The sequence below is a fragment of the Candidatus Neomarinimicrobiota bacterium genome (assembly GCA_018647265.1).
Lineage (GTDB): Bacteria > Fidelibacterota > Marinisomatia > Marinisomatales > TCS55 > TCS55.
Map to the genome: position 1 here is coordinate 20458 of JABGTK010000144.1, position 15670 is coordinate 36127.

Here is a 15670-nt window from a genome sequence, read left to right on the forward strand (position 1 = left end):
TTCACGTGAAACACTTTTCAAAACAGTTTGACCTTATTGTTGTCGGCGGTGGCCATGCTGGTATAGAAGCCGCAGTTATTGCGGCCAACAAACAAAAACGCGTTGCTCTTGTTTCTTTAGACCTTGGCGCAATTGGTCGAATGTCTTGTAACCCCGCAATCGGTGGGCTGGCAAAAGGACAGATTGTCCGAGAAATCGACGTGCTTGGTGGCCTTATGGGAAAAATAACAGACCAAAGCGGGATTCAGTTCAAAATATTGAATAAATCAAAAGGCAAATCTGTTTGGTCTCCCCGAGCCCAGGTTGACAAGCGGCGTTACGAAAAAACCGTTTCTAGTTTAGTTTTAAATCATTCGCATATTACTATTGTTGAGGGGGAGGCGATTGATGTCCTTATAACAAATTACCGCGCGACGGGCGTCGTGTTGCGTGGCGGTCAAAAAATCCTTTCTTTGGCCGTGTTGCTAACCTGTGGAACTTTTTTAAATGGGCTTATTCATATTGGTCAAAAAAAGATTCGAGCAGGGCGAATGGGCGAAAGTGGCGCAGAGGGGATTACAGAGGCTCTTTCCTTAAGGGGTTTTCTAGCGGGTAGGTTAAAAACAGGGACACCTCCGAGGCTCGATAAAAGCTCAATTGACTGGTCGAAAACTTCGTTAGCTTTGGGGGACAAAACCCCAACGCCGTTTTCTTATCAGACAACCTCTTTTTCTCCGCCTAATATTCCTTGTCACACGGTCAGAACTGGGGCGCTTTGTAAAAACATTATAGCAGAAAATCTACACCAAAGCCCAATGTTTTCTGGAGACGTCAGTGGCGTTGGGCCTAGATATTGTCCCTCAATTGAAGACAAAATCCACCGGTTTTCACACCACGATTCCCACGCTCTTTTTCTTGAACCCGAATGGTTGGGGTCTGATCAAATATATTTAAACGGCTTCTCAACAAGCCTTCCAGAACATGTTCAGTTAAGCGCTTTACGCACAGTCTCCGGTTTGGAGTCTGTTCGTTTTTTTCGTCCAGGGTATGCCATTGAATATGATTTTTTCTCTCCTGCACAGCTAAAAGCCAACCTAGAAACAAAAGAGATTTCTGGCCTTTTCTTTTCCGGGCAAATCAACGGTACTTCCGGATACGAAGAGGCCGCAGCTCAAGGTTTGATTGCGGGAATCAATGCGGTGCAACATATAGATAACAACCCCCCTTTGACGCTCTCCCGAAATGAGGCATATATCGGTGTTCTTATTGATGATCTTATTACAAAAGACACACTAGAACCTTACCGTATGTTTACCTCTAGAGCTGAATATAGAATTCTATTGCGGTTTTCAAACGCACATTCTAGACTTCTCAAAAAATCGGAGAGATTTTCTCTTTTACCGCCCCCTTCAATTGAAAACGTAAAAAAGGCACTAAGCCTCTTGGGGGAAATATCGGATGCGCTTCATATTTCTATCTCACCGTTAGAAATAAACCAAACGTTGCAACGCCTGGGGGAGTCCCCGTTGGATCGGGCTGGGCCGGCAAAACAAGTATTAAAAAGGCCCTCTGTGGGTATACAAGACCTACCAAAGAGTCTTTTTTGTAAAATAAAAGAAAATTATAAGCTCTCACCGTTCTTGTTTGAAAGCTTTGTTGAAGCTGAGGCGCTTGTTAAATATAAAGGATATATAAAACGCCAAGATGATCATATAAAAAAAATGAAAAAACAAGAAACGCGGGCCATCCCTGCCCAGTTTAACTATCTTGGCATAAAAAGCCTTTCCAATGAAGCTCGAGAAAAGCTCCACCTGGTGAAACCGCAAACACTTGGACAGGCAATGCGCGTTTCTGGCGTTACCCCGGCCGACATTTCTGTTTTATCTGTGTTTTTAAGTTCCACCCAATAGTTTCACGTGAAACAATTTCGGGTTTTAACCTTTTGAATAGACGTTTTTTAAGGACCGTTTCTTCTTCTTCTGTTTTTCTTGATATTGTCTCAAGAATTAATCGTCGGCTTGGTTTTTCTCTTTCCATCAACAACCTTGCGGCTCAATCTGTTCTTCTTTCTGCCCTCTTAGATCAAACCGGTGGTCGCATTGGCGTTCTTTGTGATGACGAAGATATAGCAACGGCGCTTTCCGCTGATTGTTTTTCACTTTTAGGTGAGGATGTTAATCTCTTTCCCCTTCTCTATGACGACACTTCTTCTGTTCTTGGGTTTGTTTCTCAAAACCAGGTTTTGTTTACACGGTCTTTTAATGCGTTAACAGAATTACCCTCCGGTTTGTTTATAACCTCAACAAAAACGGCCGAAAAACGAATTTCATCTCCAGATAAAAACATCAAATCTTCTTTTGTTTTTTCAAAAGGTTCCTCCGTTGTTAGGGCTCTTGTTCTTAAAGGTCTTTCTCGTTGGGGGTATGAACAGGTTGACCACACCTCTGCGCCAAACACCTTTTCTACCCGCGGTGGTATTTTAGATGTTTTTCCGCTTTACGCCAACCACCCTATCCGTATTGAGTTTTTTGGAGATAAAATTGAGTCTATAAGAATATTTAATCCCGAGACACAACTTTCTGAGGGGGACCGTGACAATTTCAAGCTTTTACCCCCAGTTCTACGCGAAAAAGACTCTGTGGAAACTCTTTTTGATACGCTGGTTGGTTGTTGTGGTTTTGTGTTATACATATCTCAAAATGGTTTTTCTTTTTTAGGGGGTGAAAAACAAATCAACATCTACGTGGAGCCACTTCAAATTGAAACATCTTCTTCTGTGGTAAAACAAACAATTGTGGATAGTGCGTTGGGTGAAAACAATTCCTCAGATGTTTTTTTATTTAACCCTGCTTCGAGGGGTTTTTACAGATCTGATGAAATGGTTGAAATAAAAAGTTTTTTGTCGGGCGGTTTTAAAGCCCCGTCTCTCGGTGTCGCTTGTTTTGTTGTTCCTGGAAAAAAAAACTTAAAACCGCCTAAGTCTTCAGCTTTTTCAGGTGGGCTCCGCCATAAAAAAATATCGTCCTTGGTAGAATTGCGCTGGGGGGATCCCCTCGTACACCAAGATTATGGCATTGGTCTCTATCGTGGTTTAGAAACCATTGGCGACAAAAACAACCACGAAGAAAATATTAAAATTGAATATGCCAGCGGAGGTTCTGTTTTTGTCCCTTTGAATCGTTTTAATCGTGTCCATAAATACATAGGCCTTGGGGGTTCCTCACCAAAGCTCTCCCGCCTTGGGTCTGGGGCTTGGGAAAAACAAAAAGCTATAACCAAAAAGAGCGCGGCAGAGGTTGTTGATTATCTTATTAATTTATATAAAGCTCGCTCAACGCCTCGAGGGTTTCGTTATCTTGTTGATCGCGAATTAACTCAAAAACTTGAGGAGGGGTTTCCTTTTCAAGAAACAAAAGACCAACTTACAGCTATAAACGATATATACGAAGATATGGACAAACCCGCTCCAATGGATCGTCTTGTTTATGGAGATGTGGGGTTTGGTAAAACAGAAGTTGCGCTTCGCGCCTCCCTGCGAGCAGTTGTGTCTGGGCGAGCGGTCTTTTTTCTTTCACCGACAACAGTGCTTTCTGATCAACATTATATTACCTGCAAAAACAGGTTGGGATCTTTGGGTGTAAATGTAGAATTATTGTCACGGTTTAAAACAAAAAAAGAACAGTCTATAATTATAGAAAAGCTTCACAAAAACAAAATCGATGTTTTGGTTGGAACACACCGCCTTCTTGGGGAAGATGTTCCTACGGAAAATCTCGGCCTACTAATTATTGACGAAGAACACCGTTTTGGCGTTAAGCATAAGGAAAAAATTCGCCGGTTTAAAAACCGCGTTGACATCCTTACTCTTACAGCAACCCCAATACCCAGGACACTTCAACAGTCTTTAGTTGGAATTAGAGATACTTCAAAAATTGAAACACCGCCCCGCGAAAGACTCCCAATACAGACTTATGTAAAACAGTTCGAATGGCCTTTTGTGATAGACTCAATAAAAAAAGAAATAAACCGCAACGGACAGGTTTATTTTTTACACAACGACGTTAGTGGTTTGCCTTTTTATCTTGAAAAAATACAGTCCTTTTTTCCAAATGCGTCGGTTGCAATTGGGCACGGTCAAATGCCGAGCCGAGATTTGGAAAAAACCATTCTCAGTTTTTTTAATGGAAAGATTGATATCCTTTTGTGTACAACTATAATTGAATCAGGATTGGACGTTCCCAACGCAAATACAATTATTATTAACAATGCGCAGATGTTTGGCCTTGCCCAGTTATATCAAATCCGAGGACGTGTTGGTCGAGGTGAGATTCGGGCTTTTTGTTTTTTATGTATTCCAAAAGAAACAAAACTTTTTCCTGATGCTTATCAGCGGTTAAAAGCGATTGAACACCACTCTGCCCTTGGGTCAGGGTATAATATTGCAATGAAAGACTTGGAAATAAGGGGCGCTGGAAATTTGTTTGGGTATGAACAAAGCGGACAAATATCAAAAGTGGGTTTTGAGTTATATAACAAAATCTTAACTCAGGAAATTCAAAAAAAGAAGGGCGTTGAGGATGATAGTAAAAAAGAGAAAGCAAAGATTGTTTTCGGGGGCTCTGCGCAAATTGAAAAAGATTTTATGCCTTTAGTTCAAGATCGTTTGTATTTCTACCAAAAGCTGTCCAGCGAAACAACTGTCTTTGGGTTAGAAAAAATTCGCTCTGAGCTCCGCGACCGATTTGGTCCTATTCCAAAAGAAACAGAAACGCTTTTTAAAATCACACAAATTCAGTGTTCTCTTTTTCCGTATCCCATTTCAAAGTGTAACCTTGGCCCTTCGTTTACCTCTTTTGTTCTTGATGCTGTGCCCAACGAAAAAGATCCGCTGGCTTTTTTTGTTTCGCTTCAAAGGGTGTTAAACGAGTCTTTCTATGTTTTTAAAATTGAACCCTTAAAATCTGGTTCGCTTGTTGTTTCTATTGAAACCAGCTCAACCGGTGAATCTTTTTCTCTTGCGATGCAATTCCAAGAATTGTTTTCACGGGTATTGTCTTCGTAATTTAATGAGTTGTGTTTTTGGTTAAAAACAATTCATTGGGTATCCTTTGAAATTTCGCCGAAACCTTGGTGTGTTTTTGGAGTATAAACCAACCTTAAAAACCAACGGTTTCTTTTGTTTTTCTGTCCAATAAAAAGGTTTTCATGAAAAAATTTAAGCGCATATTTCTTTTTATATTTAGTCTTTCGTTTGTAGTTCCACAGCTGGGCGAGGTAAATACCTCCAATGACGAACCCCTGTCTATAAAAGAAAAAAAACACCTACAAGCTATTGATGGCCTCGCTGTTATGGTTGGAAACAAAACTATCTTGAAAAGCGATATAAACCAAGCCCTGTCTATGGTTATTATGCAACGACGTCTCAATCCCCAAACAGATTTAGATAAAATTCAAAAACTAAAAGCAGAAATAACAGAAACAACTATAAACCGCAAGGTTGTTTTGGTAATGGCTGAGTTAGATTCTATAGAAGTTCAAGATAAAGAGGTTGATCGCTCTCTTGAGGAACAGGTCAACAACATTGTTGCCCAAGCTGGGAGCGAAGAAGCGGCAGAAAAAGCTTTGGGACAGCCTTTGCGTACCTTCCGTCGTGAATATTGGTATGATATAAAAGATATGATGATTACTCAAAAATATCAACGAGAGCTAATTGGTAAAATATCCGTAAACAAAAAAGACGTGCGTTCTTTTTTTGAAACATACAAAGACAGTCTTCCTTTTTTCCCCACAACAGTTAAGTTGCGCCACCTTCTTATTAAGGTAGAACCAAACAAAACACAAATAAACAAAACAACAAACCTCTTAAAAGAGCTTCGCCAAAACATTTTAGATAAAACATCTACTTTTGAAAAGCTCGCTTCAGAATATTCTCAAGATCCTGGATCAAAAAACAGTGGTGGTTCGTTGGGTTTTGTTCGTCGCGGAAACCTTGTCACTGAGTTTGAGTCTGTCGCTTTTACGCTTAATCCCGGAGAAATAAGTATGCCTATTAAAACAGAATTTGGGTATCACATTATAGAAACACAGGAAATTCGCGGTGATAAAATAAAGGTTCGCCATATTTTAATGAGTCCGCCATTAACAGACAACGATGAAACAGCTGCTTATAATATTGCGGTTTCCTTAAAAGATTCTTCAGAGACACTTTCCGCTTTTATTTCAACAATTAAATCTCGCTCTATGGACGATCAAACCAAAGAAAACGGTGGTGCTCTTGGTTGGATTGACCCGGGAACATACCCCGTTCCTGAGATTGGAATGGTTCTCGACCGGATAAACCAAAACGAGTGCGCTGGTCCTGTTCGCTCTGAATTTGGTTACCATTTATTGTGGGTGGAAGCTGTTAAAGCGGGTGGTGAACCCGACATTCAAAAACACTGGAACAAAATAGAGGTGCTTGCTTTAAACAAAAAACAGGGGGATTGGTTTTCTAGTTGGGTTAAAGAATCTCGAAAAAAACTCTTTATAAACATTCTTAACTGAACATCTTTCCACAGTTTCCACAGTTTTTTTCCACATTCAAAAATATGTGATTAAAATAATTAGATGAAATTTGTTTTTTGTTGAAATCTTTTAGTTTTTCCACAATGTTTTTTTTATTATCCACATGAAGTTTTGGATTAAGTCTTTATTGAAAAGTGCTTTTATTTTTCACCTTTCTTCTTCTTCTTTCTAATTATATATACCTTATCCACACTATTATAAATATTCTCTATAGTAATAAAAATTTTTTATTTTAAAAGACACTTTCTTCTGACGGAAATTCGCTTGTTAAAACACGACATTTTTGGTAATGTCATTAGATTTTTTTGACACACATTTTATTGATTTAGTCAGTATTAATTTTCAGGAAAAAAACATGAAACTCTCTACTTCGAAAACAGAACTTCAATCTGCTTTACAAAAACTATCTAAAGCAACTCCAACGAGATCTACATTACCCATTTTAAGTAGCGTTTTGTTTGACGTTCAAGAAAACAACACTGTATTAAGAACAACAGATCTTGAAATAACTATTATTGTTAACCTTCCAACAAGTATTGAAAAACCGGGAAGTATCGCAATCCCACTTCAAACTTTACAAGATATAACAAACGAACTTCCAGAAGACGCAAGAATAACTCTGAGTGCAGATGAAAATAATAAAATAGAAATAATAACTGAGGTTGGGTCTTATAATATAATGGGAAAACCTTCAGAAGAGTTTCCCGCTATTCCAGAGGTTGACAACCGTAAGTCGACAGGTGTGTCTGTAGATGCCCTAAAAGATATGATTTCAAAAACAGCTTTTGCTGTAAGCCGTGATGAACTAAAACCAGCATTAACAGGGGTTCTTTTTCGCTTTGGGAAAAAAGAACTAACAGCGGTAGCTACAGATGGCCATAGATTGGTGCGATACACTCGTAGTGATTATTCAGCAGACGAATTCTCTGGTGACGTAATTGTGCCGCGAAAATTTTTAAGTATGTTATCGGGCGTGTTGGGGGAGGGGGAATCAATTCAAATGTGGATGGGTGATAACCACATGACAGCAGCAATTGGAGAAGACACTTATTTTACTAGAATTATAGACGAGAGGTTTCCTGACTTTGAAAGCGTTATACCCAAAGACAACGACAGAGAGCTTTCTGTAAATCAAAACGTTTTATTATCGGCCGCGCGACGAGTTTCAATATTTTCGAATAAATCAACCCACCAAATAGCTTTAAGATTAACAAAAAATAAAATTGAATTAACAACAGAGGATCCAGAAAAAGCATCTAAAGCGCAAGAAAAAATATATGGAGAGTTTAGTGGGGACGACTTGGTTATAGGGTATAACGCATCATATTTAAAAGACATTTTATCTCATATTGACAATGAAACGGTTATAATTAAACTTAAAACACCAATTAGCGCTGCCCTTTTTTATCCTGGTACGCAAGGTGAAAACTCAAACCTAACCATGCTTCTTATGCCAATCCGTTTAAACGATTAGGTTTTGAAATAAAGACAAAAAGACATGCCGAAAAATGGTATTATAGAAAAGAAAGTTTGAAACCGTGATGCCGGTCGACAGAATTCAAATGGTTTCATTTAGAAACCACAACAAAACAGACATGAGGTTTAAGTCGGGCATTAATGTAATATGGGGAGAAAACGGAGCAGGAAAAACCTCGGTTCTAGAGGCTGTTTACCTGCTTTCGATTGGAAAAAGTTTTAAAACAAACAGAACTGTAGACACAATAAAATACGATAAAGAAATCTTTCGAGTAGAAGGGGTTTTTTCAACCAAAAACAAAAAAGATAAAATCAGCTTTAGCCAATCAAAAGATAAACGAAAAAAAATTAAAATTAACAACAGGGAAGTAAAAACAGTAGAGCTTGTAGGAAAAAACCCGGTTGTGCTTCTTTCACCGGAAGAGCAAAACACAACAAAAGGGGCCAACGGTGACCGCCGAAAATATTTTAATAGACTTTATTCTGTGGTATCGATAAGTTTTTTTCAGAACTTATCCAGTTATACAAAAATCTTAAAACAGAGAAACGCTTTATTAAAAAATAAAACAGAAGACTCAAGCCTTGATGTTTGGGACGAAAAACTGGCTGAGCACGGCGCGGGTGTTTGGAAAGAAAAAGAAACGATGGACGAAAAATTTAAAGAGTGTTTAAAAAAAATATCTAAACTATACAACAAAGAAAGTGTTGATGTTTTATTAGAGACAGAAGAAAAGAAAAAAAACAAAGCTTTGTTTTTAATAGAACTTAAAAAGGCGCGGAGAAAAGATAAAATTGTCGGGCGTACATCTGTGGGGCCTCACAAAGACGGTTCCACTTTTCTGTTTAACGGGAAAAACCTCAGAAGTTTTGGGTCTCAAGGTGAGCATAAAATAGCCTTAATTTTAATTAAACTTGCAGAATATATGTTTATATGTGAAGAAAAAAAGAAAAAACCAACCCTTCTTTTGGACGACCTGTTCGCAAAGCTGGATTTTGAAAGAAGCGACGCCGTTTTGGCGCTACTTAACAAAAACACACAAACAATAATTACAAACACAGATTTGGTTGATATAAAAAACCACGGCATTAACCTTGAAGATCCGAACAACTGCGGTTTTTATTTAGAGCGACCGTGCAGCAATTAAAAAGCATTTTAAACCGGTTTTTAAAAAAAGAAGGAATAGAAAAAGGAGTAAACCAAAACAAAGCCCTTCTCATTTGGAATGAAACCGTAGGAAACACAATTGCGGAAAACACAATTGCGGAAAAAGTAGAACACGGGATCCTTACAATAAAAACAAACAACCCTTCGTGGCGCCAAGAATTGCTTTTTAAAAAACAAGAAATAATTGAAAAACTGAATCACAAACTCGGTGAAAATACAATAAGGGAAATTAAATTTATATGAGCGAAGCACAAAATAAAACAAACTACAACGCAGAGAACATTAAAGTATTAGAAGGCCTTGAGGCGGTAAGAAAACGCCCAGCCATGTATATCGGTGACGTTGGTAAGCGCGGCCTTCACCACCTTGTTTACGAAGTTGTAGACAACTCAATTGACGAAGCTTTGGCAGGGTATTGTACAAAAGTAATTGTTACTTTCAACTCCGACGGGTCTGTTACCGTTGAAGATAACGGTCGCGGAATTCCAGTAGATATCCACAAAGAAGAAAACAAACCCGCCGTAGAGGTTGTTATGACAATTCTCCATGCCGGAGGAAAATTCGACAAAGGATCGTACAAAGTTTCGGGCGGTCTTCATGGGGTTGGTGTTTCTGTTGTTAATGCACTTTCGGAGTGGTTGTGGGTAGAGGTCAAGCGGGATGGGAAAATTCATAGACAAGACTATAAAATTGGGGACCCTCAAAATAAACTCAAAGTTACGGGGTCCGCCAAAAAGACCGGCACAAAAGTCTGTTTTTATCCCGACAGCACCATTTTTAACACAATAGATTTCGAGTATAATATTATTGCAGAACGGCTTCGGGAACTAGCATACCTAAATAGTGGGCTGGAAATTGTTTTGCGAGACCAGCGGGTGGAAAACGGAGAATCGGATTCCTTTAATTTTCGAGGGGGCCTCAGTGATTTTGTTAAATATTTAGATGAAAACAACCACCCTCTCCACAATAAAATTATAACAGTTAACAAAGAAGATGGCGAAGTTCCTGTGGCTGTTGCTTTGCGATATGGAAACACTTATAACGACAACATTTTAACCTTTGTGAATAATATTAACACCATTGAAGGAGGAACACACCTTTCTGGTTTTAGGTCCGCGCTCACAAGGGCAATGAATAATTACGCAATAAAAAACAACCTAATTAAGGCAAAGAAAAGTGAAAAAATCTCACTATCTGGAGAAGATTTTAGAGAGGGTTTAACGGCTATTTTAAGCATTAAGGTAGCGGAACCGCAATTTGAAGGCCAAACAAAAACAAAACTAGGGAATGGTGACGTAAAAGGAATTGTGGACACAGTTGTTTATGAGGGCATCTTGGATTTTCTTGAACAAAATCCATCAATCGGTAGAAGAATTATTGAAAAAGCCCTTTTAGCGGCAAGAAGCAGAAGCGCCGCAAGAAAAGCCCGTGAACTCATTCGTCGCAAAAGCGCCCTTGGTGGTTCGTCCCTACCCGGAAAACTAGCCGATTGTTCTAATCGAGACCCTGTTTTTTGCGAACTATATTTGGTGGAGGGTGACTCCGCGGGCGGATCGGCGAAACAAGGAAGAGACAGAAGAACGCAGGCAATTTTACCGCTTCGCGGTAAAGTAATTAATTCAGAAAAAGCTCGAATTGATAAACTTCTTTCTAACAACGAAGTTCAATCTATGATTACTGCGCTAGGAGCAGGTTTCGGTGGGTCTGAAGATGAAAATGGAGAAAGATCCGTAGGTGATTTTGATGTTGATAAGCTTCGTTATCATAAAATTATTATTATGACCGATGCGGATGTTGACGGATCTCACATTAGGACACTTCTTCTAACTTTCTTTTATAGGAAAATGAAAGAAGTTATCGATGGCGGGTTTCTTTATCTTGCGCTACCACCCTTATATCGACTATCCCAGGGAAAAAAAGAAGCCTACGCGTATGATGATAACGAAAGAGATAGAACAGTTGAACGAATGAAGAAGGACAATAAAAACACAAAAGTGGGAATCCAAAGGTATAAAGGGTTGGGAGAAATGAACCCCGGACAACTTTGGGAAACAACCATGGATCCAGAACGTCGAACACTTTTACAGGTTACAGTTGAAAGCGCTGGAGAAGCAGCGGAAACATTTCAAAACCTTATGGGACATGACGTGGAAGCGCGCCGAACATTCATTGAAAAAAACGCAAAATTTGTCGTCAATCTTGACGTTTAAAAACTTAGGAATTACTTATGGTTGATTTTAACAGAGACAACACACTTCCCCGCGACATTGTAGATGAAATGCGGGAAAGCTACCTTAATTATTCAATGTCCGTTATTGTATCTCGGGCATTACCAGACGTTCGGGATGGGTTGAAACCTGTTCATCGCAGGATCCTCTTTGGTATGAGCGAACTGGGATCAAGTTGGAACCGGCCATATAAGAAATCAGCCCGTATTGTGGGTGATGTCTTGGGTAAATACCATCCTCACGGTGATAGTTCTGTTTACGACGCCCTGGTGAGAATGGCTCAAAGTTTTTCAATGCGTTATGAGTTGGTAGACGGCCAAGGAAACTTTGGTTCCATTGATGGGGACAATGCGGCGGCCATGCGTTACACTGAATCGCGCATGACAAAACTTACTAGCGAAATGTTGAAAGACTTAGAAAAAGACACAGTAGACTGGGCTCTTAATTTTGATGAAACACTTAAAGAGCCCACCGTGTTACCATCGGCGGTACCAACGTTATTGGTGAATGGCTCTGAGGGCATTGCTGTGGGGATGGCTACAAAAATCCCACCCCACAATCTTATAGAAGTCATAAACGGCTTGGTTGCATTAATAAACAAAAAGGACATAACCACTGACGAATTAATGGAACACATAAAAGGCCCAGACTTCCCAACTGCGGGGCTAATTATGGGAATTGACGGTTTAAAGCAAGCCTATGAAACGGGTCGGGGAAAAATAAAAATGCGAGCCCGCGCGCATATTGAAACAAACAAAAACGGAAAAAACAGTATTGTAATTACAGAGGTTACCTACCAAACCAATAAAGCCAACTTGGTTGAAAAGATTGCTGACTTGGTTCGTGATAAAAAAATTGTAGGAATATCAGACCTTAGGGATGAGTCAGATAAAGACGGTATACGTGTTGTGATAGAGACGAAAAGAGACGCTGTTCCAGAGGTTGTATTAAACCTGTTATACAAACACACACAACTACAAGACACTTTTGGTATTATCCTCCTCGCTTTAGTAAACGGTGTTCCCAAAATAATGCCAATTAAAGAAATTTTGAATCATTTTGTGGATTTCCGCCACAGTGTAGTTGTTCGACGAACCGAGTTTGAACTAAAAGAAGCAGAGGCAAGAGCCCACATTCTTGAAGGGTTAAAAATTGCCCTTGATAATATTGATGAGGTAATCGTGATTATCCGGGGAAGCAAAGACCCACTTCAAGCCAAAGAAGGTCTTATGAATGGTTTCAATTTATCTGAAATTCAATCTCAAGCAATTTTAGACATGAGACTCCAAAGGCTCACAGGTCTTGAGGTTGGTAAAGTTGTGGCTGAATACAAAGAAATGATTAAAATTATTTCCAACCTAAAAGGAATCCTTGAAAACAAAAACAAGCGGATGGAAATTATTAAATCTGAATTAATTAATGTTCGGGATCAATATGGAGATGAACGAAAAACAGAGATTATACCCGTATCTACCGATTTTTCTATGGAAGATATGATTGCGGAAGAAGAAGTTGTTTTGACGATTACCCATCAAGGGTATATAAAAAGAACAGCCTTAAACACATATAGGACTCAACGCAGGGGAGGTCGGGGTGTTCAAGGCGCTATGAGTAAAGATGAAGATTTTGTTCAACATCTTTTTATTGCCAACACACACAACTATATGCTTTTTTTCACAGATAAAGGCAAATGTCACTGGTTAAAAGTTTACGACATCCCTCAGGGTGGACGGGCAACCAGGGGGCGCGCTGTGGTGAACTTAATTGAATGTGAACCGGGAGAAAAAGTAGAAGCTTTTGTAAGTGTAAAGGACTTTGATGACGATCACTATGTTGTAATGGCAACACAAAAAGGCATTGTTAAAAAAACCGTTTTATCTGCCTACGGAAAGCCTCGAAAAGGCGGTATTTATGCCATTGATATTCGCGAAGGGGACAAACTTATTGAAGCAAGAATCACAAACGGCGAACACGATATTCTTCTTGGAACTTACGAGGGTAAATCGATTCGTTTTTCTGAAAACAATATTCGACCAAGCGGACGAAAAACCATGGGGGTAAAAGGCATAAAACTAAGCACCAAAGAAGATCACGTGGTCGGGATGCTTGTGGTGCGTCGTGAAGGAACAATCCTTGTTGCCACAGAAAAAGGTATGGGCAAACGTACAGATGTAATCCAGTACCGCACTCAAACTAGGGGCGGAAAAGGCGTTATGACCATGCGCTGTACTGACAAAACCGGAAAAATGGTTAACATAATGGAAGTTGTTGATTCAGACGACCTTATTATTATTACAGACTCTGGTGTTTTAATGAGACAACCGGTTGGGGCTATTCGAACAATCGGTCGTGTAACTCAAGGTGTGAAGCTTGTTAAGTTAGACGATGGCGCGAGTATTTCATCTATTACCCGTGTTATCAGTGAAGAGGCTGCAACGGGAGACGAAGAACCTGATGACAACCAAATGTCGATTGATGACACCGACTCCGACACCGGGGAGGCATGAGTCTTAACAACAAGTTAGATAACATTAGACTTAGAATTGACCAAGCACAAAAACGGAGCGGTTTTAATCATCCCGTTCGTTTTGTAGCGGTAACAAAAACACACCCTTTTTCTACAATTGAAAAATGTTTTAAAGCCGGAATAACAAGCATTGGAGAAAATAAAATTCAAGAAGCCACTCAAAAATTTAAAGCACTTGAATTAATCCCGGGTTTAGAAAAAAGGTTTATTGGAAACCTTCAGTCAAACAAAGTAAACAAATGTTTAGACCTTTTTGATGTGATAGACTCGGTAGACTCGGTTAGGTTGGCCTCCAAGATAAATAAAAGAGCCGCGCTGTTGGAAAGAAACGTTCCAATTCTTTTAGAAGTAAACACATCTGGAGAAACTCAGAAACATGGGTTTCAACCGGAACAGTTAGAAGAAATGCTTTCTTGTATTGAAAAAAGAAATTTAATAGTAAAAGGTCTTATGACTGTTGGGCCTAAAACAAAAGATAAAGAAAAAAAGAGAGCATGTTTTGCTTTGTTGCGAGAACTACGGGACTCAATGAAACAAAAAAGTCTGGTTGACTTGTCTATGGGTATGAGTGGAGATTTTGAAATTGCAGTTGAAGAAGGAAGCACAATAGTGAGAGTTGGAACGGCGCTTTTGGGCCCAAGGGAAGAATGATTCCCTCTATTTATTTATGCGGCAAAGAAGTGGCTACACAGTTAAATCTAACGTCCCAAAAAGTCCACTTAGGCCACGGACAAAACATAAAGTATGGTATAAAGTTTTTTTGGCCAGAAAAATTTCACAAAACGTGTGTTTCCCCGAAAACATTCATCAGCCTAAAGAAAGAAATAAAGACCAAAGAAATATTAATCATAGACAGGGTTTTTGTGTCTAATAAATTTATCATAATTTCAGACCACATTAATCGATCTGGAAAAAATTTCCTCAGGAAAAACACACCCCATAAAGACGGGCCAACCTTTCCTGATATTACACAAATTTATTCGAACAACAACAAAGAAACCGTAACCACAGTTGGTCCTGATAAATTTGAAAAACATCTTTTTTTTGGGACAAACAGAGTATCAGAAAAAATAGCACCAATTTCAATCGTTTGGAGCTATGTTGGCATGAAAATTCAAGCAATAGGATTGGGAGATAAAATCAATAACGTCCCACAACTAATTAAAGAACTAGAAAATTTTAGATAAAATGAAAAACATTTATATAACCCTGACCTTTATTGCCCTGATAGCCTGTTCTAGCCCTAACGATAAAACTGCGACAGCAAACATTCTCCCCAGAAGCGGGAGCAGCGTTACAGGAGAAGTGGTATTTACAGAAAGAAAAGGAATTGTTAGCGTTGAAGCTAACATTTTTGGCGTTGGTGCAGGACCGGTTGCTGTTCATATACACACCATAGGGGACTGTAGCTCAGATGATGGGAAATCCTCGGGTGGCCACTGGAACCCAACAGAAGAGAACCACGGAAAATGGGGTGTAGCGCCCTTTCACAGTGGAGATATTGGCAATATTAAAATTGACGACAGAGGAAAAGGGAAAATATCCATAACAGATAAATCTGGTCGCTGGTCAATTGGAGGTTCTCCGGAAACAGATATTATAGGAAAGGCGATAGTGGTACACGTTGGGATGGACGACATGGCATCCCAACCCACCGGAGCCGCGGGCGCAAGAATTGGTTGTGGTGTAATAAAAAAGAGATTCACTAAAAATTAAAACAAACCTAAGAAA

At 39.4% G+C, this 15670-nt stretch carries 11 protein-coding genes; all 11 read left to right on the forward strand.

The genetic code is table 11. The features are described 5' to 3' along the window. Nucleotides 1-5 precede the first annotated feature (5 nt). The 11 genes from mnmG (at nucleotide 6) to HN459_09105 (ending at nucleotide 15655) form a co-directional block, all read left to right on the forward strand. Nucleotides 6-1889: a tRNA uridine-5-carboxymethylaminomethyl(34) synthesis enzyme MnmG gene (gene mnmG / locus HN459_09055; protein ID MBT3479591.1), complete on the forward strand. Its 1884-nt coding sequence runs from the start codon at nucleotides 6-8 to the stop codon at nucleotides 1887-1889. A 32-nt stretch (nucleotides 1890-1921) separates the two neighbouring features. Then, nucleotides 1922-5041, forward strand: coding sequence for a DEAD/DEAH box helicase (locus tag HN459_09060; protein MBT3479592.1), 3120 nt, complete (start codon nucleotides 1922-1924; stop codon nucleotides 5039-5041). Between the two features lie 143 nt (nucleotides 5042-5184). After that, nucleotides 5185-6522, forward strand: coding sequence for a hypothetical protein (locus HN459_09065; protein MBT3479593.1), 1338 nt, complete (start codon nucleotides 5185-5187; stop codon nucleotides 6520-6522). Nucleotides 6523-6832: 310 nt separating this feature from the next. Continuing rightward, a complete protein-coding gene (dnaN, locus tag HN459_09070; GenBank protein MBT3479594.1) occupies nucleotides 6833-8017 on the forward strand; it encodes a DNA polymerase III subunit beta in 1185 nt (394 codons plus the stop codon). An 88-nt stretch (nucleotides 8018-8105) separates the two neighbouring features. Further along, on the forward strand, nucleotides 8106-9164 hold the full coding sequence (locus HN459_09075) for a DNA replication/repair protein RecF (protein MBT3479595.1): 1059 nt from the start codon (nucleotides 8106-8108) through the stop codon (nucleotides 9162-9164). Continuing rightward, entirely contained in the window at nucleotides 9152-9427 is a 276-nt protein-coding gene (locus HN459_09080) for a DUF721 domain-containing protein (GenBank protein ID MBT3479596.1), read from the forward strand. Before HN459_09075 ends, HN459_09080 begins: the two co-directional genes overlap by 13 nt. Then, a complete protein-coding gene (gene gyrB / locus HN459_09085; protein ID MBT3479597.1) occupies nucleotides 9424-11394 on the forward strand; it encodes a DNA topoisomerase (ATP-hydrolyzing) subunit B in 1971 nt (656 codons plus the stop codon). The genes HN459_09080 and gyrB overlap by 4 nt, the downstream gene beginning before the upstream one ends. Nucleotides 11395-11411: 17 nt before the next feature. Further along, the gene (gyrA, locus tag HN459_09090; GenBank protein ID MBT3479598.1) at nucleotides 11412-13919 is read left to right on the forward strand and encodes a DNA gyrase subunit A; all 2508 of its coding nucleotides are present in this window, start codon (nucleotides 11412-11414) and stop codon (nucleotides 13917-13919) included. Continuing rightward, nucleotides 13916-14590 carry a YggS family pyridoxal phosphate-dependent enzyme gene (locus HN459_09095; protein ID MBT3479599.1) on the forward strand — a complete coding sequence of 225 codons (675 nt, stop codon included), beginning with the start codon at nucleotides 13916-13918 and terminating at the stop codon, nucleotides 14588-14590. The genes gyrA and HN459_09095 overlap by 4 nt, the downstream gene beginning before the upstream one ends. Next, nucleotides 14587-15126, forward strand: a complete 540-nt coding sequence (locus HN459_09100; GenBank protein MBT3479600.1) for a hypothetical protein — start codon at nucleotides 14587-14589, stop codon at nucleotides 15124-15126. Before HN459_09095 ends, HN459_09100 begins: the two co-directional genes overlap by 4 nt. Before the next feature lies 1 nt (nucleotide 15127). Continuing rightward, complete coding sequence (locus tag HN459_09105; GenBank protein MBT3479601.1) at nucleotides 15128-15655, forward strand: superoxide dismutase family protein; 528 nt, start codon at nucleotides 15128-15130, stop codon at nucleotides 15653-15655. Nucleotides 15656-15670: the final 15 nt, after the last annotated feature.